This is a genomic window from Xanthomonas euroxanthea (assembly GCF_903989455.1).
GTDB classification, from domain to species: domain Bacteria; phylum Pseudomonadota; class Gammaproteobacteria; order Xanthomonadales; family Xanthomonadaceae; genus Xanthomonas; species Xanthomonas euroxanthea.
Window position 1 is genome coordinate 4569823 of sequence record NZ_LR861803.1, and the last position, 24820, is coordinate 4594642.

The 24820-nt window shown below is 67.2% G+C and carries 19 protein-coding genes; 9 read left to right on the top strand and 10 right to left on the bottom strand.

The features are described from left to right. The first annotated feature begins 204 nt into the window (after nucleotides 1-204). Nucleotides 205-1770 (top strand): GH39 family glycosyl hydrolase, encoded by a 1566-nt coding sequence (locus tag H7A86_RS19115; RefSeq protein WP_104649915.1) that lies wholly within the window; start codon nucleotides 205-207, stop codon nucleotides 1768-1770. A 141-nt stretch (nucleotides 1771-1911) separates the two neighbouring features. On the opposite strand, the gene H7A86_RS19120 is transcribed toward H7A86_RS19115, so the two are convergent. Continuing rightward, nucleotides 1912-2184, bottom strand: a complete 273-nt coding sequence (locus tag H7A86_RS19120) for a metal/formaldehyde-sensitive transcriptional repressor (protein WP_104584178.1) — start codon at nucleotides 2182-2184, stop codon at nucleotides 1912-1914. A gap of 66 nt (nucleotides 2185-2250) precedes the next feature. Between H7A86_RS19120 and dmeF the strand changes: the two genes are divergently transcribed. Continuing rightward, a complete protein-coding gene (gene dmeF, locus H7A86_RS19125) occupies nucleotides 2251-3219 on the top strand; it encodes a CDF family Co(II)/Ni(II) efflux transporter DmeF (protein WP_119131586.1) in 969 nt (322 codons plus the stop codon). A gap of 79 nt (nucleotides 3220-3298) precedes the next feature. On the opposite strand, the gene H7A86_RS19130 is transcribed toward dmeF, so the two are convergent. Beyond that, entirely contained in the window at nucleotides 3299-4021 is a 723-nt protein-coding gene (locus H7A86_RS19130; protein ID WP_232099132.1) for a ferredoxin--NADP reductase, read from the bottom strand. A 140-nt stretch (nucleotides 4022-4161) separates the two neighbouring features. Here H7A86_RS19130 and H7A86_RS19135 point away from each other — a divergent pair, with 140 nt between their 5' ends. The 4 genes from H7A86_RS19135 (at nucleotide 4162) to H7A86_RS19150 (ending at nucleotide 8081) form a co-directional block, all read left to right on the top strand. Then, nucleotides 4162-5190 carry an ABC transporter ATP-binding protein gene (locus H7A86_RS19135; protein ID WP_209271788.1) on the top strand — a complete coding sequence of 343 codons (1029 nt, stop codon included), beginning with the start codon at nucleotides 4162-4164 and terminating at the stop codon, nucleotides 5188-5190. Beyond that, nucleotides 5187-5990, top strand: coding sequence for an ABC transporter permease (locus tag H7A86_RS19140; RefSeq protein ID WP_104584169.1), 804 nt, complete (start codon nucleotides 5187-5189; stop codon nucleotides 5988-5990). The genes H7A86_RS19135 and H7A86_RS19140 overlap by 4 nt, the downstream gene beginning before the upstream one ends. A gap of 5 nt (nucleotides 5991-5995) precedes the next feature. Then, complete coding sequence (gene panE, locus H7A86_RS19145; RefSeq protein WP_180707952.1) at nucleotides 5996-6940, top strand: 2-dehydropantoate 2-reductase; 945 nt, start codon at nucleotides 5996-5998, stop codon at nucleotides 6938-6940. Between the two features lie 625 nt (nucleotides 6941-7565). Beyond that, nucleotides 7566-8081, top strand: coding sequence for a hypothetical protein (locus H7A86_RS19150; protein WP_104584167.1), 516 nt, complete (start codon nucleotides 7566-7568; stop codon nucleotides 8079-8081). Between the two features lie 134 nt (nucleotides 8082-8215). On the opposite strand, the gene H7A86_RS19155 is transcribed toward H7A86_RS19150, so the two are convergent. The 7 genes from H7A86_RS19155 to H7A86_RS19185 form a co-directional block, all read right to left on the bottom strand. Continuing rightward, entirely contained in the window at nucleotides 8216-8626 is a 411-nt protein-coding gene (locus tag H7A86_RS19155; protein WP_104650303.1) for an acyl-CoA thioesterase, read from the bottom strand. Nucleotides 8627-9010: 384 nt separating this feature from the next. Further along, a complete protein-coding gene (locus tag H7A86_RS19160) occupies nucleotides 9011-9337 on the bottom strand; it encodes a thioredoxin family protein (RefSeq protein ID WP_104650304.1) in 327 nt (108 codons plus the stop codon). Beyond that, nucleotides 9309-9794 (bottom strand): flavodoxin, encoded by a 486-nt coding sequence (locus tag H7A86_RS19165; protein WP_104584160.1) that lies wholly within the window; start codon nucleotides 9792-9794, stop codon nucleotides 9309-9311. Before H7A86_RS19165 ends, H7A86_RS19160 begins: the two co-directional genes overlap by 29 nt. Nucleotides 9795-9883: 89 nt before the next feature. Further along, a complete protein-coding gene (locus H7A86_RS19170; protein WP_024940691.1) occupies nucleotides 9884-10927 on the bottom strand; it encodes a ribonucleotide-diphosphate reductase subunit beta in 1044 nt (347 codons plus the stop codon). 195 nt (nucleotides 10928-11122) lie between these two features. Continuing rightward, on the bottom strand, nucleotides 11123-13621 hold the full coding sequence (locus H7A86_RS19175; protein WP_119131583.1) for a ribonucleoside-diphosphate reductase subunit alpha: 2499 nt from the start codon (nucleotides 13619-13621) through the stop codon (nucleotides 11123-11125). Nucleotides 13622-14673: 1052 nt separating this feature from the next. After that, nucleotides 14674-15714 carry a DUF475 domain-containing protein gene (locus H7A86_RS19180; protein ID WP_104534912.1) on the bottom strand — a complete coding sequence of 347 codons (1041 nt, stop codon included), beginning with the start codon at nucleotides 15712-15714 and terminating at the stop codon, nucleotides 14674-14676. Nucleotides 15715-15819: 105 nt separating this feature from the next. Next, the gene (locus H7A86_RS19185) at nucleotides 15820-18528 is read right to left on the bottom strand and encodes a bifunctional acetate--CoA ligase family protein/GNAT family N-acetyltransferase (RefSeq protein WP_104584156.1); all 2709 of its coding nucleotides are present in this window, start codon (nucleotides 18526-18528) and stop codon (nucleotides 15820-15822) included. Nucleotides 18529-18726: 198 nt separating this feature from the next. Here H7A86_RS19185 and H7A86_RS19190 point away from each other — a divergent pair, with 198 nt between their 5' ends. From H7A86_RS19190 to H7A86_RS19200, 3 genes are all read left to right on the top strand, one after another. Continuing rightward, nucleotides 18727-19512 (top strand): DUF4198 domain-containing protein, encoded by a 786-nt coding sequence (locus H7A86_RS19190; protein ID WP_115678061.1) that lies wholly within the window; start codon nucleotides 18727-18729, stop codon nucleotides 19510-19512. Between the two features lie 141 nt (nucleotides 19513-19653). Beyond that, nucleotides 19654-20553, top strand: coding sequence for an EF-hand domain-containing protein (locus H7A86_RS19195; RefSeq protein WP_119131582.1), 900 nt, complete (start codon nucleotides 19654-19656; stop codon nucleotides 20551-20553). A 140-nt stretch (nucleotides 20554-20693) separates the two neighbouring features. Further along, entirely contained in the window at nucleotides 20694-23033 is a 2340-nt protein-coding gene (locus H7A86_RS19200) for a TonB-dependent hemoglobin/transferrin/lactoferrin family receptor (protein ID WP_119131581.1), read from the top strand. Between the two features lie 210 nt (nucleotides 23034-23243). Here the strand turns inward: H7A86_RS19200 and mgtE are convergent, their stop codons facing one another. Continuing rightward, nucleotides 23244-24611, bottom strand: a complete 1368-nt coding sequence (gene mgtE / locus H7A86_RS19205; RefSeq protein ID WP_119131580.1) for a magnesium transporter — start codon at nucleotides 24609-24611, stop codon at nucleotides 23244-23246. Nucleotides 24612-24820: the final 209 nt, after the last annotated feature.

Sequence of the window (24820 nt, forward strand, 5' to 3'; positions counted from 1 at the left end):
TACCCGGCTACACGAAACTAGGGCCTTATGCCCTTCGTTTGCTAGCGGGACATGGCACCGAGCTAGGTCAAAGCCTTGAACTACGGGGCTGACCACTAGGTCCTATTGGTCTAACCCACAGAAGCAGACGCAAGCAGCTGCGGCGTGCAGCGCGGGACCCGAGCTGGGTTACGCTCCCCCGATCGAACCTCGGCGGGAGCGCCAATGCGTCTGAAGATCTTGTTGGCAATTGCACTGGGCGGCTGCATGGCGGCCTCTGCCATGGCGCAGGCGCCAGCGCCGCGCACCATCCAGGTGGATCTGGGCAGCGCCGGCGGGCCGGTCGACCGGTTCTACGATCTGTCGATCGGCTCGGACTTTCCCGGCACCTTGATCCGCAGCGACAGCCAGGCGCAGCTGGTGCCAGCGGTGCAGGAGCTGGGGTTTCGCTACATCCGCTTCCACGACGTGTTCCATGACGTGCTCGGCACCGTCAAGGAAGTGGACGGCAAACTGGTGTACGACTGGACCAAGCTGGACCAGCTCTACGACGCGCTGCTGGCCAAGCGCATCCGCCCGTTCGTCGAGTTGGGCTTTACGCCCGGCGCGATGAAGACCTCCGAGCAGACGCTGTTCTACTGGAAGGGCAACACCTCGCATCCGGACCCGGCCAAGTGGACCCAGCTGATCGATGCATACGTGCGCCACATCCGGGCGCGCTATGGCGCCGAGGAAGTACGCCAGTGGTACTTCGAAGTGTGGAACGAGCCCAATCTCAAGGATTTCTGGGAAAACGCCGACCAACAGGCCTACTTCGAGCTGTATGCGAACACCGCACGCACGATCAAGGCAATCGATCCGCAGCTGCGCGTCGGCGGCCCGTCCACCGCCGGTGCGGACTGGGTACCGGAACTGCTGGCCTATGTTGCCAAGAACAAACTGCCGATCGACTTCGTCACCACGCATACCTATGGCGTGGACGGCGGCTTTCTCGATGAAGACGGCAAGCAGGACGTCAAGCTGTCGGCATCGCCGGACGCCATCGTCGGCGATGTGCGCCGGGTGCGCACGCAGATCCAGGCTTCGCCATTTCCGGATCTGCCGCTGTATTTCACCGAGTGGAGCAGCAGCTACACGCCGCGCGATTTCGTCCACGACAGCTACATCAGCGCGCCCTATATCCTGACCAAGCTCAAGCAGGTGCAAGGCCTGGTGCAGGGCATGAGCTACTGGACCTACACCGATCTGTTCGAAGAACCCGGCCCGCCGCCCACGCCCTTCCACGGCGGCTTCGGGTTGATGAATCGCGAGGGCATCCGCAAGCCGGCCTGGTTCGCCTACAAGTACCTGCACGCGCTCAAGGGCCGCGACATTCCGCTGGGCGATGCGCATGCGTTTGCGGCGGTGGATGGCCAGCGCATCGCGGCAGTGGCCTGGGATTGGCAGCAGCCGGTGCAGGCGGTGAGCAATACCCCGTTCTATACCAAACAGGTGCCCAGCACCGACAGCGCAGCGCTGGTGTTCCGGCTGGCGCAGGTGCCGGCCGGCAACTACCGGCTGCAGGTGCGCAAGACCGGCTACCGGCGCAACGACCCGCTGTCGCTGTACATCGACATGGGCATGCCCAAGGACCTGGCGCCGCGGCAGCTGGCGCAGCTGCAGCAGGCCACGCGCGATACGCCCGAACAGGACCGCCGCGTGCGTGTCGGTGCCGATGGCGTGGTGGAGATCCGCGTGCCGATGCGCAGCAACGACGTGGTGCTGATGACCTTGGAGCCTTCGGCGCGCTGAGTGCACGGCAAGCTCTTGCCCCCGTGCACGCGGGCGAGGGCGGACGGCGCGCAGGAACCGCCGTGCGCGCATGGCACGTGCCGGGTCCTGGCGCCGGCCGCATCCGCCTGGCGGCGAACGCGGTGCTTCCGATGGCCGCGCTTACTTCAGATATGTCCTGAGAATGGCGGCGATGTCGTCGACCGCCAGCTCGCGCTCGCTCAGCGCGTCGGGCGCGGCGACGTGATGCTTCAAGTGCTCGCTGAGCAACTCCACCATCAAGCCCTGCGCAGCGCCACGAAACGCCGCCACCTGCGTCAATAACGCCGTGCAGTCCACGTCCTGCGCCAGGGCCTTCTCCAGCCCCTCCACTTGTCCACGGATCCTGCGCACGCGGGCGAGCAGCTTGGATTTGTCCTGATTCAGATGCGCCATTGCCATATACCCCCTGGGGGTACCTGAGATACCATAGGGGGGTATCGTAGCCAGGACCCCCTCCCGATGTCGATCATGCATGCCGCGCCGCACTGCGCGCAGTCGCACACCTTCGCCAGCGCCAACCCGCTGGCCGAGCGCAGCACCCGCAAGGCGGTCATCCTGACCGTGGTGATGATGGTGGCGGAGATCGTCGGCGGCTGGACGCTCAACTCCATGGCCCTGCTCGCCGATGGCTGGCATATGAGCTCGCACGCGCTGGCGCTGGGCCTGGCGCTGTTCGCCTACCGCTTCGCGCGGCGCAATGCAGGCGACCTGCGCTTCAGCTTCGGCACCTGGAAGGTCGAAGTGCTCGGCGGCTACACCAGCGCAATGCTGCTGCTGGGCGTGGCCGGCCTGATGGCGTTCCAGTCGGTGGAACGGCTGTTTTCGCCCAGGCCCATCCAGTACCAGGAAGCCACCGTCATCGCCGTCATCGGCCTGCTGGTGAACCTGATCTGCGCCTGGTGGTTGCGCGACTCGCATGGCCACCATCACGGGCACGACCACGCGCATGACGGTCATGGTCATGGTCATCACCACGATGGGCATGCCGATCTCAATCTGCGCGCCGCGTATCTGCACGTGGTGGCCGATGCCGCGACCTCGGTCCTGGCCATCGTCGCGCTGCTCGCCGGAATGTACTGGGGCGTGAGGTGGCTGGATCCGATCATGGGCATCGTCGGCGCGGTGCTGGTCACCGTGTGGGCATGGGGCCTGCTGCGCAGTACCGGCCGGGTGCTGCTGGATGCGGAGATGGATGCGCCGGTGGTGGCAGAAGTGAAGCAGGTCATCGCCGGGCTGCCGCATGCCATCGCCATCGGCGACCTGCATGTCTGGCGTGTGGGCAGCGATCGTTATGCCTGCGTGGTCAGCCTGGTCACTGCGGCCGACATCGATGCGGACCTGGTGCGCGCCGCCCTGCAGATCCACGAAGAACTGGTGCACATCACCGTCGAGTTGCGTCGCCCGCGGGCGGCGCTGGCGGCGGCCTAGCGGCCCGGCAGCGCCAGCTGTGGGCGGGCCTTGCCATCGCCGGGGCAACCAGGCCTGCGCCGGCCTCGCGCGGGAAGCCTCAGGTCTTTGCCGGTGCCGGGCTGACGTATTTCTCGCGGCGGATCTGCGCGTTCGGCAGGCCGGCTGCCTTCAGGGCGTCGATGCAGCTGTCCACCATGTCCGGGTTGCCGCACAGGTAGGCGATATCGCCCTGCGCATCGGGCGCGCATTCGGCCAGCTGCTGCTGCACGTACCCGTGCCGCACATCGGCATGCGGCTGTTCCGGCAGCTCGCGCGAAAAACACGGCATATAGCGGAACTGCGGGTGCGCATCGGCAAACGCGCGGAAGTCGTCGCCGTACAGCAGCTCGGCCGGCGTACGCGCGCCCTGCAGCAGCAGCACCTGCACGCCGCGGGTGGCGATCGCCTCGGCCAGCAGCGGCAGCATCGAGCGGTACGGGGTGACGCCGGTGCCGGTGGCAATCAGCACATAGCGCCGGTTGTGGTCGCCCGGCGGCACGCAGAAACGTCCATAGGGACCGCTGGCCTGCAACTGGTCGCCGATCTGCAGGCCTTCGAACAGCGCGGTGGCCGAGCCGCCGGGCACGAAGCTCACCGCGATATCCACCGCCTCGCCCGGTCCGAACGCATGGTCGTGGATGGTCGCCAGCGAATAGCTGCGCTTGGTCGGCGTGCCGTCGGCGGCAGTGAAATGGATCTGGATGAACTGCCCGGGCTGGAAATCCAGCGGCTGCCCGTCGTCACGCAGGAACTGGCAGTGGGCCACGGTGGGCGCGATCATGCGCCGGTCGACAAGCTTGAGGGGGAATTGAACGGGCACGAACGTATTTAGGACAGTCTGTGATCGGGGCTTGCCCCCGCGGGCTTCTATAATAACGGCCTGTAACTCGCTGCGCCGTCACGCTGACGCGAAGGAACATCTTGAATTCCCCATCTCCGACCACCGCACCCGCGCTGCGTGTGTGCGATCTGCGCAAGACCTACGACAACGGCACCCAGGCGCTCAAGGGCGTGTCGCTGGACGTGGCGCCAGGCGACTTCTTCGCCCTGCTCGGCCCCAACGGCGCCGGCAAATCCACCCTGATCGGCATCATCAGCTCGCTGGTGAACCTGTCCGCCGGCCAGGTGGAAGTGTTCGGCACCGACCTGGTCGGCCAGCGCAGCGATGCGATGCGCCTGATCGGCCTGGTCCCGCAGGAGGTCAACTTCAACCTGTTCGAAAAACCCTTCGACATCCTGGTCAACTACGCCGGTTTCTACGGCATGCCGCGCGCCGAGGCCGAGCGTCTGGCCGAAGCGGAGCTGCGCCGCTCGCACCTGTGGGAAAAGGCCCAGGTGATGAGCCGCACGCTGTCCGGCGGCATGAAGCGACGGCTGATGATCGCCCGGGCCATGATGACCCAGCCGCGCCTGCTGATCCTGGACGAGCCCACCGCCGGCGTGGACATCGAGATCCGCCGCGACATGTGGCGCGTGCTCAAGGAGATCAACGCCGCCGGCACCACCATCATCCTGACCACGCACTACCTGGAAGAAGCCGAGCACCTGTGCCGCAACCTGGCCATCATCAACCACGGCCAGATCGTCACCCAGGGCCCGATGCGCGAGCTGCTGGCCAAGCTCGACGTGGAGGGCTTCCTGTTCGATATCGACGGCGACCTGCCGGCCGAACTGCCGGTGATCGAAGGCACCACGCTCACCGCCATCGACGGCCACACGCTGGACCTGGACATGCCGCGCGCGATGGACCTCAACCGCGTGTTCGCCACGCTCGGCAGCGCCGGCATCCGGGTGCGTTCGATGCGCACCAAGAGCAATCGGCTGGAAGAGCTGTTCGTGCGCCTGACCGGCGACGCCCCGGCACCGGCCGATGCCGCCGCCACCGCATCCACGCCTGTCGTGCCCCACGGCACGCCGCCAGCGCAGCCGCGCAGCGGAGGCCAGCCATGAACGAGATCCACACCGTGACCGAACCCACCAACGCGCGCCGCAACTGGATTGCGCTGGGCACCATCGTGCGCCGCGAAGTGCAGCGCATCCTGCGCATCTGGGGCCAGACCCTGGTGCCGCCGGCCATCACCATGACGCTGTACTTCTTGATCTTCGGCGGGCTGATCGGCTCGCGCGTGGGCGACATGGGCGGCTACACGTACATGCAGTTCATCGTGCCGGGCCTGGTGATGATGAGCGTGATCCAGAACAGCTACGGCAACATCTCCTCCAGCTTCTTCGGCGCCAAGTTCGGCCGGCATGTAGAAGAGCTGCTGGTCAGCCCGATGCCCAACTGGGTGATCCTGTGGGGCTACGTCTCCGGCGCGGTGCTGCGTGGGGTCATGGTCGGCGCATTGGTGCTGATCATCGCGATGTTCTTCACCCCGGTGCGCATCCCGCATCCGCTGGTGACCCTGACCACCGTGTTGCTGGGCGCGACCATCTTTTCGCTGGCCGGCTTCGTCAATGCGGTGTACGCCAAGAAGTTCGACGACGTGGCGATCGTGCCGACCTTCATCCTGACCCCGCTGACCTATCTGGGCGGCGTGTTCTATTCGGTGAAGCTGCTGCCGCCCTGGGCCGAAGCGGCCACCCACGCCAACCCGATCTTCTACATGGTCAACGCGTTCCGCTATGGCCTGCTCGGCAGCTCGGACGTGCCGATCTGGGTCGCCTACGCACTGATGCTGGGCTTTGTCGCGGTGCTCAGCGCGCTGGCGCTGTGGCTGCTGCGCCGTGGCGTGGGTTTGCGGAGCTGATGACGATGGCGATGCGTATCTTGATCCTCGGCGCCGGCGGCACCGGTGGCTATTTCGGCGGGCGTCTGGCGCAGGCCGGGGTCGATGTCACTTTCCTGGTGCGCGATGCGCGCGCGGCACAGCTGCAGGCCGACGGCCTGCGCATTCGCAGTCCGCTGGGCGATGCGGAGCTCCCGGTGGCGCATGTCACCGCGCAGGATCTGCCGGCGCTGGTGGCGCAGCGGCCGTTCGACCTGGTGATCCTCAGCTGCAAGGCCTACGACCTGGACAGCGCGATCGAGGCGATTGCGCCGGCGGTGGGCGAGCACACCACGGTGCTGCCGATCCTCAACGGCCTGCGCCATTACGCCGCGCTGGACGAGCGTTTCGGTGCGGCACGCGTGCTGGGCGGGTTGTGCTTCATCAGCGCCACCAAGGGCGCGCAGGGCGAGATCCTGCACCTGGGCAAGCCGGCGGCGATGACCTTCGGCGAGCGCGATGGCAGCGCGGAGTCGACGCGCGTGCAGGCACTTGCGGCAGCCTGCACGCAGGCCGGCATCGATCATGTGGCCAGCGCGCAGATCGCGCAGGAGCAGTGGATCAAGTACAGCTTCCTCACCGCGCTGGCCGCTGCCACCTGCCTGATGCGTGCGCCGGTCGGGGCGATCGTCGCCACCGACGACGGCCGCGCGTTGATCAACGGCGTGTACAACGAATGCCTGTGGGCCGCCGATGCGGCCGGCCAGCCGATTCCGGAAAGCGCCCGCGCCAAGGCGCTGCAGACCTTGTTGCAGGTGGATTCGCCATTAAAGGCCTCGATGTTGCGCGACCTGGAAGCCGGCCAGGAAGTAGAGGCGGCGCAGATCGTCGGCGACATGCTCAGGCGCGTGCGCGAAACCGGACGCAACGCACCACTGCTGATGGCCGCCAACGTGCATCTGCAGGCGTATCAGGTGTTGCGGCATAGCTGATGGGCATGGTGGGCGGGCGTACGCGTCGCCCCCATCCGCCCTTCGGGCACCTTCCCCCGCAAGCGGGAGAAGGCAGTGGCAGCCCCGCTGCATGACTGGACGAGCGGCCTGCGTCGTCCCTACGCCGCTTAGCCGCGGCAAATCCTTCTCCCGCCCGCGGGAAAAGGTGGCGCGAAGCGCCGGATGAGGGCGCGCCGGTCGGTGCAGCTTCACACCGCCACAGCGACCTCCTCGCCACCCCGCCGCCTGCCCCCGCAGATCCTTCTCTTGCCTGCGGGAGAAGGTGGCGCAAAGCGCCGGATGAGGGCGCGCCGGGTCGGTGCAGCTTCACACCGCCACAGCAGCCTCCTCGTCACCCCGCCGTTTGCTCCCCGCAAATCCTTCTCCCGCCTGCGGGAGAAGGTGGCGCAAAGCGCCGGATGAGGGCGCGCCGGTCGGTGCAGCCCTCGCACTACCACAGCGACCTCCTCACCACCCCGCCGCTTGCTCCCCGCAGATCCTTCTCCCACCTGCGGGAGAAGGTGGCGCAAAGCGCCGGATGAGGGCATGCTCGGTCGGCGCAGCCTTCGCACCACCACCACGCCACGCACACGATGCTCTGCAGCCTTCCCTCGCCGTCGTCATCATGAAGCTGCTCAGCCATTTGTTCCGTGCCGGTCACTTCGTGATCCTGGCGTTCTTCGTGCTGTGCGCGGCGGGCCTGGTGACGATGGCCGGGCTGGAGTTGTGGCATGGCTTCACTCCCGGCGGCGACATGGTGGTGCGCGACCGCTTCAACGTGGTGCTGGAAGCCGTCGGTCTGCTCACGGTGGCATTGGTGACGCTGGAGCTGGGCCAGACGATCTTCGAGGAAGAGATCCTGCGCGACGTCAAGGTCAGCGGGCCGACACGCGTGCGCCGTTATCTGTCGCGCTTTTTCGTGGTGATCGTGATCGCACTGGCGATCGAAACCCTGGTGTCGATCTTCGAGCTGATGCACGCCGATCCGGCCAAGCTGCCATATGCCGCGGCGGTTGGCTCGTGTGCGGCATTGCTGCTGATTGCCTGGGGCGTGTTCGTCAAGCTCAATCGCAGCGCCGAAGAGCTGGAACCCGAGGCGATGGCAGAAACCAAGCGCGAAGACCGCGAGGTCGAGGAATAGGCAAGCGCAGGCGGCTGCCGGTTACGCAGCCGAAGCTTGCGGTCAGCGCATGTGCACCCGGTGCGCCCTGCCATGCGCGCATGACAGGTGCCTGGCCGGCTGCATCGGCGGCAAGAACAGCGCTGGTTGCAGCCTCAGCCTTTGTCCGTCATCGGGAGTGCCGGCACCGAGGTCGGCTTGCCGTCATCGCCAAGCGCGATCATCACGAAGTGGCCGCGGGTGCACAGCTCGCGGACGCCGCTGAGCAGGTCCTCGGCGATCAGTTCCACTTCCACCTTGATCGAACTGCGCCCCACCGACACCACCCGCGCGATGGTTTCCACCATCTGGCCCTGGCGGATCGGCAGCTTGAAATCCACCTGGTCCGAGCGCGCGGTCACCACCGCACGCCGCGCATAGCGCGATGCGGCCAGGAATGCGGCTTTGTCCATCCACGCCAGCGCCTGCCCGCCGAACAGCGTGCCCATATGGTTGGTGTGGTTGGGGAACACGATCTCGGCCATGCGGGCTTCGATCGGTGGCGGGGTCTGCAAGCTGTCTGACATGAGGGGTTCCAGTGGAGAGGCGCTGCGTGCCAAGGCGATTGCAGCAGCCTGACACAGACAGGATAGGCGGTCAGCCGCAGCGGCGTACGCCGGAACGCAGCGCAGCCGCCACGGCGATCCAGCGTGCCGACGCGGGCGCTTGCGCATTGCCGCTGCGGGAGCGTCGCCGACGGCCGGCATCCTGCGTGACTATCGCATGTACTGCCGCGTGCACGATGAGGCCATCGGGACGGCGGTCGCGGCCGGGACCGCTCCTACGAGGGCATCGCGTTCGCATCGGCAATCGCCTGGCGAGACGGTGGTGTGCAGCACTCTTCTCGATGACACGCAGCCGCGGGGAACATGCAACCGTAGGCGCGCAGGCGCTTGCGCCGCCCCGGTGGCTCAGAGGCTGGTCTTGACCGCGGTTTCCACCTGCGCCGGTGACTGGAAGCCGGGCAGGCGTGCCACCTCGCTGCCATCGCGGTACAGCGCCAGGGTCGGGGTCTGGCGCAGGCCCAGGCCGCGGAAGAACTCCTCGCCCACCACTTCCAGCTTGACCTTCAACAAGGCCACGCCCTCGGCGGCATCGCTGTTGGCGAACTTGTCCAGCGACATGTCGAGCATGCGGCAGCCGGGGCAGTTGTCCTTGTAGAAATCCACCAGCGCGCGCGGATGCGCGGCCAGGGTGGCGGTGTAGTGCTCAGGCGACGTGACGGTAATGGTGTGCATCGTGGGGATCGTGTTGGCATTGGGCCAGGACCTCGTCGGTCCAGGCGGCGATGGCCTGCGCGTCGCGCACGCCGTGGGGCATCTGTTCGATGGTCAAACGCGGAAACGGGCTGGCGAAGAACTGTGCGATGCGATGCACTGCACCGCAAAAATAGTCCTCGCCCCACTGCGTTTCGCCGGTGCCGAACACCGCCACCCGCGGCGGCTTGCCCAGCGTTTCGACCAATTCGACGATGAAACGTTTCATCTCTGCCGGCGTGCGGCCACCGTTGTCGGTCCAGCTACCGAGCACAAACAGCTCGTACTGCCCGGGCGCATGCGGCACCTGCTCCAGCCGCTGCACGTCGGTCTCCAGCCAGGTCACCGTGTGCCCGGCCGCTTCGCAGCGCAGCGCGACACTGCGCGCGACATCGCGCGTGTTGCCGCTCAACGAGGCCAGTGCGAGCAGGATGTTCATGGGGCAGGAATTCGGGAATGGAGAATGGGGAATCGGAAGAGCGCGGTATTGCCTGCTTTTGCCATTCCCGATTCCCTATTCCCGATTACTCACAGATCGTCGAAGCCGTTATCCGAGTTGGTCTTCTTGTACGAGGCGTTGCGCATCTCGAAGAAGTCGGTCTTGGTTTCGGTGAAGTTGTCGGCGTAGGCCTTGATCCACGGCATCACGTTGTCGTTGGCGCCTTCGTACAGCTTCTCGATGCCGAGCATGCCGGCCATCTTGTTGGCGCGGTACTTCACGTAACGGATCATCTCGTCCACGTCGATGCCGTCGATGCCGTCCAGCACTTCGGCGGTCCACTGGGTTTCCAGGTCGATCGCGTGCTCGAAGGCCTTGTGCACGTAATCGGTGAGCTGGTCGCCCTGCAGCGCCTGGTTCTCGCCGATGATGGCGCGAATCAGCTCGCTGATGAACTTGGAATGGGCCAGCTCATCGCGGTTGATGAAGCTGATGATCTTGCCGGTGCCGGTCATGCGGTTCTGGCGGACCAGATTGTAGAAGTACGCAAAGCCGGAATAGAAGTTGATGCCTTCCAGGATCGAGGACTGGATCAGCGCGCGGATCAGCGTTTCGGCCGTCTTGTCGCGCATGAAGTCTTCGTAGGCGCCCATGATCGGCGCATTGCGCTTGATGATGGTCGGATGCGTGCGCGCGATCTCGAACACGCGGTTCTGGTCGGCCAGGCCGGTGATCGAGGCCAGCACGTAGCTGTAGCTCTCGTTATGGATCACTTCCTGCTGGCCGATGATGGCGGCATTGGCATGCGCGGCCGGGTCGGTGATGTATTCGGCGACGTTGTAGATGAAGCGCGTCTGCGGCGAATCCAGCGTGGCCAGCAGGCCGATGATCGAGTCGTAGGCATTCTTCTCGCGCGCCGACAGCTCGTTGTACTGGCGCGCGTCGCCCTTCATGTCCACCTCGTCGGGGATCCAGAAGTTGGTCGACAGCTCCTTGTACGCCCGATAGAAGGACGGGTACGGGATGTCGTTCCAGTTGAGGATGCCGGAGGTTTCGCCATTGATGATGGCGGTGGAGCGGTTGGGGTGACGCGGCTCCAGGATCTTGATGCGCTCAAGCGGTGTTGCGGACATGGGTCTCTACTCGTGTTTCAGGCGTCGCGCGCGTGTGCAGCGGGGACGACGGCAGCAATCATTCTGGAAGAAAGCCCCCTGCGTGACGGGGGCGCGCCGAAGGCGCGGGGTGTGGGAGCTGGTGAAGCAGGGTCCACGGTTCGCAACGCGAACCGTGGAAGCGAAGCGCAAATGCGCTTCGCTACCGCATGCGCTTTAGCTCGAACACCACTCGCACTCGCTGATGTCGATGTCGTTGGAACGCACGTAGTACGTGGTCTTCAGGCCTTCGCGCCAGGCGGTCATGTGCAGGTCCAGCAAGGTGCTGGCACGGATGGTGCTTGGCACGTAGAAGTTGAAGCTGATCGACTGGTCGACGTGGCGCTGGCGACGCGCGTTCTGGCGCACGCTGGCGAACTGGTCGACCTTGTAGGCGCCCTTTTCGTAGTACGGCCAGGTTTCCAGCGAGAGGCCCGGAGCGGCGACCGGACGGCGGAAGTCCTTCTTTTCTTCGTAGTAGAACGCGCTGTAGATCGGGTCGATCGAGGCGGTGGAACCGGCGATCTGCGCGGTGCTCATGTTCGGCGCAACCGCCAGCATCCAGGCATTGCGCACGCCATTGACGGCCACCTGCGCGGCCAGCTCCAGCCACTGCGGGCTGTTGTAGTCGCGCGCACGGAAGTACTCGCCGGTGTGCCAGTCGCTGCCGCGGAACACGCTGTAGGTGCCCTTTTCCTTGGCCAGCTCCATGCTCGCCTGGACGGTCAGGTAGTTGATGCGCTCGTACAGCTCGTCGCTGTAGTCCTCGGCTTCCTTGGCATTCCAGTGGATGGACTTCTGCGCCAGCAGATGGTGCCAGCCGAAGGTGCCCAGGCCGATGGCGCGGTACTTCTGGTTGGTGATGGTGGCCTGCGGCACGGGCAGCTGATTCAGGTCGATCACGTTGTCGAGCATGCGCACCTGGATCGGGATCAACCGCTCCAGCACGTCGGCGCCCAGCAGGTCGGCCTGGTCTGCCTGCACGGTGATCGCGCGGCCCAGGTTGATCGAGGACAGGTTGCACACGACGAAGTCACCGGCCTTCTTGGTGGTGACGATCTGATTGCCGCTGATGATCTCCTGCATCATCCGCGTCGGGCTCATGTTCTGCAGGATCTCGGTGCACAGGTTGGACGAATAGACCATGCCCTCGTGCTTGTTCGGGTTCTTGCGATTGACTTCGTCGCGGTAGAACATGAACGGGTTGCCGGTTTCCAGCTGGCTGACCATGATCCGCTTGAAGATCTCGATCGCCTTGACCGTCTTGCGGGTGATGCGCTCGTCGGCAACCACTTCCTCGTACTTGCGACGGAAGCTGCTGTTGGCGTCGCCCTTCTTCTCGTCGTAGAAGTCCTGCAGGTACCAGCCCTTGATCCGCTTCACTTCGTGCGGATCGAACAGATACCAGTCGCCGCGACGCTCGACCGCTTCCATGAACAGGTCGGGGATGCACACCGAGGTGAACACGTCATGCGCGCGCAGGCGCTGGTCGCCGTTGTTCAGGCGCAGATCCAGGAACGCCTCGATGTCGCGGTGGAAGATGTCCAGATAGACCGCGATGGCGCCCTTGCGCTGGCCCAGCTGATCCACCGACACGGCGGTGTTGTTGAGCTGCTTGATCCACGGCACCACGCCGCCGGAGGAATTGGACACGCCGCGGATCGCCGAACCGGACGAACGCACATAGCCCAGGTACGCGCCCACGCCGCCGCCGTGCTTGGACACGCGCGCCACGTCGGTGTTGGAGTCGTAGATGCCCTGCAGGCTGTCGTCGACGGTGTCGATGAAGCAGCTCGACAGCTGGCCGCCGACCTTGCCGGCATTGGCCAGGGTCGGGGTGGCCACGGTCATGTACAGGTTGGACAGCGCCCAGTAGGCCTCGCCGACCAGCTGCATGCGGCGCTCGCGGCTGCCCTTGCCGTTGCCGATCTCGTCCTGCATCAGGTACAGCGCGATGGTCAGCCAACGCTCCTGCGGCAGCTCGAACACGCCGCGCGAGTTGTCGGTGGCCAGGTAGCGCGTGGCCAGCAGGTACAGGCCGTTGTAGGCGAACAGCTTGTCGCGCTCGGGCTCGATCATCTTGCCGGCTTCGATCAGTTCGTCCTTGGAGTAGCGGCGCAGGATGTCGTTGGAATAGACATTGCGGTCGGCCAGGCTCTCCTGCAGGCCGACGAACGAGCCGTACTTCTGGCTGGCGTCGTAGAAACGGTTGCGGCTGGCGCGCTTGTACAGCCGGCGCAGGTACAGGCGCGCGGCAAAGTGCTCCCACTCCGGGGTGGTCAGATCGACGCGGGCCTCGGCCTCGCGGATCAGGTGGTCGACCAGGTCGTCAGCGTTGACGCTGTCCTTGCGGTCGACGAAGCCGAACACCGAGCGCTTGTAGTCGGCCACGTCCAGCTGCGGGAATTCGGCATGGATCTGGTCGATGGCGCGCTCCAGGCGCTCCGGCTCGAACGGGATCCGGCGGTTGCCGGCTTCCTTGGTGATCCAGGTGGCGACGGCTTGTTCTTCGATGGTCTGTGCGTGCATTGCAATGGCTTGGCGGGGAGGCGGCACGATATCCGACGGGTCGGTCAATTCCGGCGCGCCGCAACCGGGCACGCTGACACCGGCGGGAACGCTGGTGGGTGTTGCGGTACCGGCGGCGATCGCGGCAAGGGTGTCGTTGGTGGTCATGCGTCCTCCATGCGTAGGCACACGAACCCGGCTGGGGGACGGGTTGCGGCCGGATCCGGACTCCCTGGACAGCGATGGCGGTGCGCGACGACCAGCACGCAAGACCCACGGTCTGCGGCGGCATCGCCTTCACCAGCCATCTCCTTACCGGAGATTCCACGGCCGCCACCGCGCGGTGTGCTGTCGCGCAGTGGTCGGTGGCGAAACAACAGCGGCGCAACGAGACCACGCCGCCTGCTCCAGGCGAGGCCCGGATGGCTGTGATCGTTCATCGCTGCCGCCGCGGAGAGGCGTCTGATTGGCAACCTGCTGCAAATCATGCTCTCACTGGTCCGGACGCCTTGGGGCGACCAACCACCGACTCCCCCAAGATAGTGGGGTCACCCGGAGGGGTCAACACCAAATGTGGGAAATTCCCGAAAACCCTTACAGCACAAAGCACTGTCTGACGAACGGTCGGCAAGAGGCTGGGAACCCGTCCAATTGGACTGCGCAGTCAAGGCCCAAACCGGCATTTCCATCGACCAGTTGGGTCCGGTTGGGTTGGCTGCGACATACATTCGACGCTGAAGCCGGTCAGCTGGCCGAGACCGCCTCAAGCGGCACCGCACGCCTGGGGCGCCTGCCCGGACACCGGCACTGGGAGGAACTCGCCGCTGCCGACGTTGGGTCGAGGGTGCGGCGCCCTCACCGCTCGCGGGACACGCCGTGAACCCGTCCATGGGGGCTCGGCGGCGGCATCCATGCCGCCACACGGTCCCGCAATCGGCGAGGACACCGCACAAGACAGTTGCCGGCTGCTTTGTTGAAAACCATGCGCGCCGGCCAACTCAACTGGCCCTTGCCCGCCCACCGTCGCGGGACCTTACGCGGCATGGATGCCGCGTAAGAGCCTACAAGGACGTACTTGCGGCGTGTCCCGCGATGGTGGGCGGGCAAGGGCCCTGCAGCCAAGCCACAGAACTAGCGACGCCCGCCCGATGGCCATGAAGACGCTGTCAGCCGCTCTCACAGTGAACAGCATTACGCCCTGAGCGCGGCCATGAGCGAGATCAGATCTCGGTCGGGCCGATGTGGTGGCGCTTGCGGTAGCGGATCGAGGACCACACCGAAGCGGCGATGAAGGCCACGCCGATCAGGCCGGTCAGCACCTCCGGTACGTGGTACACGGTGCCGACCAGCATGATGATCGCCAGCACGCCGATGGCGTAATGGGCGCCGTGCTCCAGGAACACGAACTCGTCCAGGGTGCCCTTGTGCACCAGGTAGACCGTCATCGAGCGCACGAACATCGCGCCGATCGCCAGGCCCAGCATGATGATGACCACATCGCGGGTGATCGCGAACGCGCCGATCACCCCGTCGAACGAGAACGAGGCGTCCAGTACTTCCAGGTACAGGAAGGCGGCAATGCCAGAGCGCTTGGCCGGGCCCATGCCGTCCTCGCCCTCTTCGGCCTCGAACAGCGCGTCCACGCTGCCGACCAGCAGGTACAGCAGGATGCCGCCCAGGCCGGCGAACAGCACGCTCTGGAAGATGGCGTCAGGCAGGAACAGCTTGGTGCCCAGCAAGACCGACACTGCCACGATCACCGACATCGCATCGGCCTTGCCCAGCTTGCCGACCAGCCGCTCCACCGGGCCGAGCCAGTGCAGCTTGCGCTCCTGGTCGAACAGGAAGTTCAGGAACACCAGCAGCAGGAACATGCCGCCGAAGGCGGCGATGGACGGGTAGTTGTCGGTCAGCACCTGGCTGTAGCGGTCCGGCTCCTTCAGCGCCATCTGCATCACCGGCACCAGGCCCATGCCGGTGGCCACCGACACGATCACGATCGGGAACACCAGGCGCATGCCGAACACCGCGATCAGGATGCCGACGGTGAGGAACAGCTTCTGCCAGAACGCGTTCATGTGTTTGAGCACGCCGGCGTTGACCACCGCGTTGTCGAACGACAACGACACCTCCAGCACGCTCAGCACCAGGCATAGCCACAGGGCCTGCCAGATGCCCATCGCGGAGGTATGACCCCACCAGGCAGCCAGGCCCAGGCAGATCGCTGTGACCAAGAACGACATTCTGAAATCGCGAAACATTGACACTCCCAGGCGGGCCAAGACGACAGCCGGAGCAACGGGCCGGGGCGAGGCCCGGCAGATCCGGCATGCGGTGAGGAGGGGGGACCGCGGCGTGACCCAAGGTCAGGCCGGGCGTGGCTCGCCCATTATAGGGAGTGTCACCGCCATCAGGGTTGCATCGTCCGGATCCGGGCGGACCCCGAAGCCCAGGCTCTGGCACATCGCCAGCATGGTGCGGTTCTCGCGCAGCACCTGGCCTTCGATCTGCTTCAGGCCCAGCCAGCGCGCGTACTCGATCATGATGCGCATCAGCTGCCAGCCGATGCCGTGGCCCTTGAGGTCGGAGCGGATCAGGATGCCGTACTCGCCACGCTCGTAGTCGGCGTCGGCATGCAGCCGCACCGCGCCGAGCATGTCGCCGGTCTTGGGGTCGATAGCCACCAGCGCGATCGAGCGCGCGTAATCGAGCTGGGTCAGCCGGGCGATGAACTCGTGGCTGAAATGCTTGACCGACTGGAAGAAGCGCAGCCGCAGGTCTTCGTCGGTGACCCGCGCGAAGAACGCGCGGAACAATGCGTCGTCCTCCGGGCGCACCGGGCGTACCAGCGCATGCGTGCCATCGCCCAGCCCGATCTGGCGCTCCCACTCCTTCGGATACGGGAAGATCGCAAAGCGCGGATGACCGCGGCCCTTGTGCAGCTTGCGCGCCGGCGCCACCGCCACGCGCGCGTCCAGCGCGATCACGCCATCGCGGTCGGCCAGCAACGGGTTGATGTCCAGCTCGGTGATTTCCGGGATGTCGGCGGCCAGCTGCGCCAGCTTGACCAGCACCAGCGCCACCGCGCGCTCGTCGGCCGCCGGCACGTCGCGGTAGGCCTTGAGGATGCGCGAGACCCGCGTGCGCCCGATCAGCTCGTGGGCCAGGCGCAGGTCCAGCGGCGGCAACGCCAGCTCGCGGTCGTTGATCACTTCCACCGCGGTGCCGCCACGGCCGAACACGATGGCCGGGCCGAACACCGGGTCGTCGGCGATGCCGGCGATCAGTTCACGCGCCTTCGGCCGCAGCACGGTGGGTTGCACGATCACCCCCTCGATCACTGCATCCGGCAGCGCAGCGCGCGCCCGCGCCAGGATGCCGGCCGCCGCCTCGCGCACCGCCGCCACGCTGGACAGGTTCAGGCGCACGCCATCCACATCGGACTTGTGCGCGATGTCGCTGGACAGCACCTTCAAGGTCACCGTGCGGCCGACGGCCAACAGCGGGTCGGCCAGCAAGGCGGCCTCGTTGGCGGTGGCGGCCACCTGCAGCGGCACGATCGGGATGCCGTAGGCGGCCAGCAGGCGGTTGGTGGCGACCGGGTCCAGCCAGCGCCGGCCGGCCGCCAGGGCGTCGTCGACCACGGTGCGGGCAATGGCCGCATCCACCACGAAATCTTCCGGCAGGCTGGGCGGGGTCTCCATCAACGCCGCCTGCGCCTCGCGATAGCGCACCAGGTGGGTGAAGCCGCGCACCGCGTCCGATTCGGTCGCATAGGTGGGCACGCGCGCGGCGTTGAGCGCGGCAATCGCCGCATCGTCCTGGCCCAGCCACACCGCGAACACCGGCTTTTCGCGCTGGTAGCGGTTGCGTTGGTCCAGCGCGCGGGTCAGCGCCTTGGCCGCATCGGCCGAGGAGGTGAACGCGGTCGGCACGTTGACCACCAGCAGCGCGTCGTTCTCCGGGTCGTCCAGCAAGGCTTCGATCGCCGCGGCATACCGCGGCCCGTCGGCATCGACGATGATGTCCACCGGGTTGCTGCGCGACCAGCCTTGCGGCAACGACTGATCCAGCCGCTCCAGCGTCTTGGCCGACAGCTCGGCCAGGGTGCCGCCGCGCAGCACCAGCTGGTCCACCGCCAGCTGCCCCACCCCGCCGCCATTGCTGAGGATGGCCAGCCGCCGGCCGGGAAAACTGCCGAGCCGGCCCAGCGTCTCGGCGGCGGCAAACAATTCGTCCAGCGCGCCCACCCGCAACAGGCCGGCACGCGCGAACGCGGCGCCATACACCGCATCCGAGCCGGCCAGCGCCTGCGCATGCGTATCGGCATTGGGATTGATGCGGAACTGGCGCCCCGACTTGACCACCACCACCGGCTTGGCGCGCGCGGCGGCGCGGGCGGCCGACATGAACTTGCGCGCATCGCCGATGCGTTCGACGTACAGCAGGATCGCGCGGGTGCGGTAGTCGGTGGCGAAGTAGTCGAGCAGGTCGCCGAAATCCACATCCAGCGTGTCGCCCAGCGACACCACCGCCGAGAACCCCACCGAGCGCGCCACGCCCCATTCCACCAGCGCGGCGGCAATCGCGCTGGATTCGGAGATCAATGCCAGGTCGCCGGCCTGCGGGCAATGGGCGGCGATGCTGGCATTGAGCCGCGCATGCGGGGCGATCACGCCCAGGCAGTGCGGGCCGAGGATGCGCATGCCCTTGGCGCGCGCGGCCGCTTCCATCCGCGCGGCCGGCGAGCCGGGGCCGCTGCCCAGCCCGGCGGTGAGGATGATCGCCGCAGCCACCCCGCGCCGCGCGGCGATGGAGACGATGCGCGGCACGATGCGCGCCGGCGCGGTGATCACCACCAGGTCCGGCACCCACGGCAGATCGGTCAGTCGCGCCACCGTGCGCACGCCGTCGATCTCGGTATAGCGCGGGCTCACCCAGCCGATCTGCCCGGGAAACCCGGCCGCGCGCAGATTGCGCACCACCGCCCGCCCGGCCGAGCGATCGCGCGGGCTGCCGCCGACCACCGCCACGGTGGTGGGACGAAAGACCTGCTGCAGGTGGTAGGTACTCATGGCGAAGAGACGGCGGGGAAAGCGGACACGGTACACGTCGGCCCGAGCGCACGTCATCGATCCCGCGCTGGAGAAGCGCGACGCAGCGCCTGTTATTGTTGTGAACGATTCGCATTTTCGTTAATATCGTGTGGTCAGCCAGCTTCCTGCGCCGCCCCGCGCCCTGCCGCCAGCGACCCACTCGGAACAGGGCCCCCCATGAAACTGCTGACCTTGTCGGCGCTGCTGCTCGCTGCCTCCGCCTCTGCGCACACCCCTTACCTGGCACCCAACACCTTCACGCCCCAACCGGGCCAGACGGTGACCCTGGACGCGGCCTTCGCCGAGACCTTCTTCGTCCCGGAGGCGGCCTTCGACCAGAGCCACTTCCGCATCACCGGGCCCGACGGCCGCGATGTCGCGCCGGCCCGGGTGCAGGCGCTCGACACCCGCACCGTGGTCGAACACACCCTGGGCAAGCAGCCCGGCACCTACCGGGTCAGCACCGGCCTGCGCGTGGGCGCGCAATTCCGCACCTGGGAGCTGGATGGCAAACGGCAGACCGTGCGCGATCCGAACGTACCCATGCCCAAGGGCGCCACGCTGCTCGCCAGCTTCCAGTCGCGCACCCTGGCCGACACCTATCTGAGCATCGGCAAGCCCGATCGCACCGCGCTGGCGCCGCGCAACCGTGGTCTGGAACTGGTGCCGGTCTCCCATCCCAACGACCTGTATGTCGGCGAGCGCTTCGTCTTTACGGTGCAGTACGACGGCGTGCCGCTGGCCGGGCAGACCGTGGACATCAGCGAGGCGGTCTGGACTTCCGACCGCAGCCCGACGCTGGTCAGCCTGACCACCGACGCGGCCGGCCGCGCCACGATGAAGCTTGACCGCGCCGGCACCTGGCTGGCGCTGTCCCGCCACCGCACCCCGGCCCCGGCCGACGCCCCGGTGCGCGAGTACAGCAACAGCACCACGCTCACCTTCCAGGTGCTGGAGCCGTAGCGCCGCGCAACCGCTGCGGCGGTTGCATTGCCCCACTGGCCCGACTTCACCGGCGCGGTGTCTCCGCCCGGCGTACCGACACGCCTGCAGGCCCAGCCAGCGCCACGGCCCGCCACCGTTTTCCCCCTCAAGAGGCAATCCATGAACACTGGCTCCCTGGCCGGCGCGTGCCTGTGCGCGCTGCTGCTTCCCGCAACCGCACTCGCCCAGTCCGGGCCGCGCCCGCTGCTCGGCGGTCACGGCAACAACGTGCAGGCCTTCATCACCCAGCATGACGACGACCGCGACGGCCGCATCACCGCCGCCGACTTCGCCGCCTTTCGCCGCGCCCGCTTCGACGCCACCGACCGCAACCACGACGGCAGCGTCGACGAGGACGAATACGTGGCCGAATTCCGCCAGCGTCGCCAGCAGGCGCTGGAGCAGGAACGCAGCGCGCAGGCCGCGCACGGCAGGCAGCGCTTTGCCGCACTCGATGCCGATGGCGACGGGCAGGTGGCGCGCGCCGAATTCGACGCCGCCGGTGCGCAGGACTGGGCGCGCGGCCAGGCGGCGCTGACGGCGGCGGCCAAGGCGCCCCCTGGCGACAGGACACAGGCCTTCGATCGCGACGGCGGCCGCCCCGGCATGCCCGACAGCCAGGCGGCCGAGGGCTTCCTGGCGCTGTACGACGAGAACGGCGACGGCAAGGTGGGCCGCAAGGAATACGCCGGCCTGCGCGCGGCGCAGTTCGCCAGCGCCGACGGCGACCGCAACGCGGCGCTGTCGCCGGACGAGTACCGGGTGGAGTTCGAAGACCGCCTCAACCGTCGCCTCACCGCGCTCGAGCAGGCCGACGACCGCCAGGTGCATGTGCGTTTCAAGGTGCTCGACACCGACAAGGACCAGCGCATGACCTTCGCCGAATATCAGGCGTCGGGGCTGCGCACCTTCGCCCGCGTCGACCGCAACCACGATGGCGTGGTCGATGCCAGCGACGGCGCGCTGCCGCCGCCGGCGCCGGCGACCGCGCCGGCCACCACGCCGGCCCGGGCCGACTGACCTGCCGCGCGGGCCCTGGCGCCCGTGCCCCCTGGCCCGCCGCTGGCGGGCCCACCCAGCTACGCGACTGCGGTTCTGCCGCTTGCAGCCAGGTCCGCGCCGTCCGGCGCTCCTTCCTCTTCCTGACTGTGGACTCCACGATGACCTCGACACCGACCCTGCTGGCCCTGGCGATCGCCACCGGCCTGGCCTTTCCGCTGCATGCCGAACAGGCACCGGCCGACGCCACCACCTTCGACCCGGTCGAAGTGAAGGCCGCGCGCGACAAGCGCGCCTCCGGCAACCAGAACGTCACCACCCTCGACACCGCACAGCTGCAGCAGGAACAGGCCGAGAGCATGGAGGACCTGGTGCGCTACATCCCCGGCGTGAGCATCGCCGACATGGGCCGCTTCGGCGAGAACGGCTTCAACATCCGCGGCCTGGAAGGCGACCGGGTGGCGATGACCATCGACGGCCTGTCGATGGCCGAGGGCGTGGAGACCGCGCGCGACTACGAGTTCTTCCGCGCCGGCCGCGGCGGCGTGGACGTCGATTCGCTCAAGCGGGTGGACATCGTCAAGGGCGCCGATTCCATCAGTGCCGGCAGCGGCGCGCTCGGTGGTGCGGTGGTATTCACCACCAAGGATCCCTACGACTACCTCAAGGCCCAGGGCAACGACAGCCATGTCGGCCTGAAGACCGGCTACACCGGCCACAACGACCAATGGCTGGGCAACCTCACCGTCGCCAACCGCAGCGGCATCGTCGAATCGATGCTGAGCTACACCCGCCGCGAGGGCCACGAGTCCGAGGGCTGGTATTCCAGCACCGGGATCGACACCGGCAGCGCGCGGCGCACGCCCGACCCGATCGACAACGAAAGCGACAACGTGCTGGCCAAACTCGACGTGGTGCCGAACGCACAGCACCGCTTCGGCGTGGTGTACGAGCGCAACCGCGCGCAGAACCGGGTCGACAATCTCAGCCGCGTCAGCGCGCCCAGCTACGCCGAACGCGTTGGCGACGACAGCAACGACCGTGACCGCTACGGCCTGCGCTACCTCTGGAATGCCGACAACGCCCTGTTCGACACCCTGCAGGCGCAGCTGGACCGCCAGCAGACCGACAGCCGTGGCACCACCCGCATCCTGACCCAGAGCGGCAGCTCGAGCACGCCGGCCACCGCCGCCACCACGCGCTGCACGGTGGCGCTGCCGTGTCGCCGGGCCGAAGACCGCGACACCGAGCAGACCCTGGACCGCATCGCGGTCGACTTCGACAAGCAGCTGCATGGCAACGGCTGGTCGCAGGCGCTGCTGTACGGGGCGGCCTGGCAGCGCCGCAGCATCGACTACAGCGCGATCGACTACCGCTGGAACAATGCCGGCACGCTGGACACCGCCACCATCGACCCGGCGCAGGTGCCCAAGACCGATGCCGACAGCTGGAACGTGTACCTGCGCGATCGCATCGGCCTGCTCGACGACCGCCTGCAGCTGACCCTGGGTGCGCGCTACGACCATTATCGCTACGCGCCGACGCTGTCGCCCACCTTCGTCGACAGCACCGGCACGGTGCGCGAGGTGACGTTCTCCTCGCCCACCTGGCAGGCCGGCATCAGCTATGCCTTCACCCCGCAGCAGACGCTGTGGTTCCAGGCCGGGCGCGGCTTCCGTGCCCCGACCACGGCCGAGATGTATGCCCCGACCAGCATCACCGCGCTGACCCGGGTGGACACCGGCACCACCGTCAACGTCCCCACCGTGGCCGCCAATCCGGCACTGGAGGCCGAGCGCAGCCTCAACCTGGAACTGGGCTGGCGCTGGGAGAGCGACTGGGCGCGCGTGGGCCTGTCGGTGTTCCGCGACCGCTACGACGACTTCATCCAGAGCGAGACCGTCACCACCGATGCCGGCACGCTCTACCAGACCTGTACCCGCGGCGTGTGCACCACGCGCAACGGCTACGCCTACACCACGCTGCGCAATGTCGGCCAGGTCGAGGTCAAGGGCGTGGAACTGGATGCGCAGTTCAGGCTCGGCGATGCCTGGCTGCTGCGCGCGGCATGGACCCACAACCAGGGCGAGCTGGAGGACGGCCGCCCGCTGGACAGCATCAATCCGGATCGCGGCGTGCTCGGCCTGACCTGGCAGGGCCTGGACGAGCGCCTGCGTGTCACCGCCAACATCACCCATGCGCTGGCCAAGAAAGCCAAGGACGTCAACGTCGAGAACGACATCTTCGGCGCTGCGGCCGAGCCATTCCTCAGCGATGCCTACAGCGTAGTCGACCTGTTCGGCAGCTACCGTTTCAACGCGCACGTACGCGTCAATCTCGGCGTCTACAACCTGTTCGACGAGCGTTACTACCAGTGGGCGCGCATCCGCAATGTCACCCGCGGCGATTTCTATCTGTACGGCTATGCCACCGATGATGGCATCGGCCGCTACAGCGAACCGGGCCGCAACCTGCGCGCCACGCTGTATGTGACCTTCTGAGGCGCGATCGCCGCTGCGCATCGCTGCACGGTGGGCCGTGCAGCGATGCAGGCTGGACCACCGGTCCGGCCTGGTCCGGCACCGGCCGCGGAGTGCCGAGTGCCGAGACGCAGCGTCAACGACCGGGCGAGGTGCCGCGTTGCGTACGGCTTCTCGACCGGAGCATGGCGGGGCGCAGTTGTTCGCGCGCCCCGCGCACTGCCCGCGGCGCTACAACAGGGTGCCGCTGAGGATCGCGGCGGCAATGCTGAAATAGATCACCAGGCCGGTGACGTCCACCAGCGTGGCCACGAACGGCGCCGAGGCGCTGGCCGGGTCGAAGCCGAGCCGTTGCAGCACGAACGGCAGCATCGAGCCGGACAGCGAGCCGAAGGTGACGATGCCGATCAGCGCCGCACCGATGGTCAGCGCCACCATCTGCCAGTGCGGGCCGTAGTCGTACAGGCCGGCGGTCTGCCAGAGGGTGATGCGCACGATCGCCAGGACGCCCAGGATGGCGCCCAGGGTGAGCCCGGTGGGCAGTTCGCGCAGGGCCACCTTCCACCAGTCGCCCAGGCGCAGTTCGCGCAGTGCCAGCGAGCGGATCAGCAGCGAGGTGGCCTGCGAGCCGGAGTTGCCGCCCGAGCTCATGATCAACGGAATGAACAGGGTCAGCACCACCGCCTTGGACAGCTCGTCCTCGAAGTGCTGCATCGCGCTGGCGGTAAGCATTTCGCCCAGGAACAGCACGCTCAGCCAACCGGCGCGCTTCTTGATCATCTGGCCGAAGCCGATCTGCATGTAGGGCTTGTCCAGCGCCTCCATGCCACCGAACTTGTGCACGTCCTCGGTGGATTCGGCGATCAGCGCGTCCAGCACATCGTCCACGGTGACGATGCCCAGCACATGGCCATGCGCATCCACCACCGGGATCGCCAGCAGGTCGTGGCGGCGGATCAGCCGGGCGACTTCTTCCTGGTCCAGCGCCGGATCCACCGTGACCGGCGGGTTGACCTGTGCCACCTCCAGGATCGGCGCATCCGGCGCGCCGGTGATCAGCCGGCGCATGGTGACCACCTGGGTCAGCACGCGGGTGTGCGGGTCGAGCAGGTAGATCGCATAGACCGTCTCGCGGCTGCGCTCCACCTCGCGGATGTGCTGCAGGGTGCGGCCCACGGTCCAGTCGGCCGGCACCGCCACGAACTCGGTGGTCATCAGCGCGCCGGCGGTATTGGGCGGGTAGCGCATCAAGGCCTGGATCGACAGCCGCGCCTCGGCACTGAGCAGCCACAGCAACCCCTGGCGCTGCTCGGCATCCAGGCCATGGAAGATGTCGGTGGCGCGGTCGTCGGCCATCTGCCCGAGCAGGGAGGCGGCCTGCTCGGCCGGCAGTTGCGCGACCAGGGCGCTGGCGTCGTGCAGCTCGGGTTGTTCGAGCACCTTCACCGCACGCGGCGGCGGCAGCGCGGCCAGCACATGGGCGGCATCGTCGCGGTCGAGGGTGTTGAGGTATTCCACCGCATCGGCCGTATTGAAGTCGGCCATGGGTGCGATCAAGGCATCGACGCCTTGGGCAAGGCGCAGGGTTTCGTTGTACATGGGGTTCGCCTGGTGACGACCGTCGTCGATGACAGCCGGCGAACCTGACGCCTCAGGCGCGCGCCAACTGGGTCATCGACCCGGGTCTAGGGTGACTGTCGCTGGACATGAGAGAGGGCTCCGAGAGTGCGTACCGACCGGTGATCCGGGCGGCGGCGCGGCGCAGTCTGCGCGCCTGGGCTGGCGTGGTCAATGCCCTGCGTGGGCGG

Excerpts from the sequence above, each read along its gene's own strand:
- H7A86_RS19150 (WP_104584167.1), top strand. The coding sequence starts at position 7,566 with ATGAAGCTGCTCAGCCATTTGTTCCGTGCCGGTCACTTCGTGATCCTG.
- H7A86_RS19190 (WP_115678061.1), top strand. The coding sequence starts at position 18,727 with ATGAAACTGCTGACCTTGTCGGCGCTGCTGCTCGCTGCCTCCGCCTCT.
- H7A86_RS19130 (WP_232099132.1), bottom strand. The coding sequence starts at position 4,021 with ATGATCGCGCCCACCGTGGCCCACTGCCAGTTCCTGCGTGACGACGGG.
- H7A86_RS19155 (WP_104650303.1), bottom strand. The coding sequence starts at position 8,626 with ATGTCAGACAGCTTGCAGACCCCGCCACCGATCGAAGCCCGCATGGCC.
- H7A86_RS19120 (WP_104584178.1), bottom strand. The coding sequence starts at position 2,184 with ATGGCGCATCTGAATCAGGACAAATCCAAGCTGCTCGCCCGCGTGCGC.
- H7A86_RS19165 (WP_104584160.1), bottom strand. The coding sequence starts at position 9,794 with ATGAACATCCTGCTCGCACTGGCCTCGTTGAGCGGCAACACGCGCGAT.
- H7A86_RS19115 (WP_104649915.1), top strand. The coding sequence starts at position 205 with ATGCGTCTGAAGATCTTGTTGGCAATTGCACTGGGCGGCTGCATGGCG.
- H7A86_RS19185 (WP_104584156.1), bottom strand. The coding sequence starts at position 18,528 with ATGAGTACCTACCACCTGCAGCAGGTCTTTCGTCCCACCACCGTGGCG.
- H7A86_RS19160 (WP_104650304.1), bottom strand. The coding sequence starts at position 9,337 with ATGCACACCATTACCGTCACGTCGCCTGAGCACTACACCGCCACCCTG.
- H7A86_RS19170 (WP_024940691.1), bottom strand. The coding sequence starts at position 10,927 with ATGTCCGCAACACCGCTTGAGCGCATCAAGATCCTGGAGCCGCGTCAC.
- panE (WP_180707952.1), top strand. The coding sequence starts at position 5,996 with ATGGCGATGCGTATCTTGATCCTCGGCGCCGGCGGCACCGGTGGCTAT.
- mgtE (WP_119131580.1), bottom strand. The coding sequence starts at position 24,611 with ATGTACAACGAAACCCTGCGCCTTGCCCAAGGCGTCGATGCCTTGATC.
- H7A86_RS19195 (WP_119131582.1), top strand. The coding sequence starts at position 19,654 with ATGAACACTGGCTCCCTGGCCGGCGCGTGCCTGTGCGCGCTGCTGCTT.
- dmeF (WP_119131586.1), top strand. The coding sequence starts at position 2,251 with ATGTCGATCATGCATGCCGCGCCGCACTGCGCGCAGTCGCACACCTTC.
- H7A86_RS19180 (WP_104534912.1), bottom strand. The coding sequence starts at position 15,714 with ATGTTTCGCGATTTCAGAATGTCGTTCTTGGTCACAGCGATCTGCCTG.
- H7A86_RS19200 (WP_119131581.1), top strand. The coding sequence starts at position 20,694 with ATGACCTCGACACCGACCCTGCTGGCCCTGGCGATCGCCACCGGCCTG.
- H7A86_RS19175 (WP_119131583.1), bottom strand. The coding sequence starts at position 13,621 with ATGACCACCAACGACACCCTTGCCGCGATCGCCGCCGGTACCGCAACA.
- H7A86_RS19140 (WP_104584169.1), top strand. The coding sequence starts at position 5,187 with ATGAACGAGATCCACACCGTGACCGAACCCACCAACGCGCGCCGCAAC.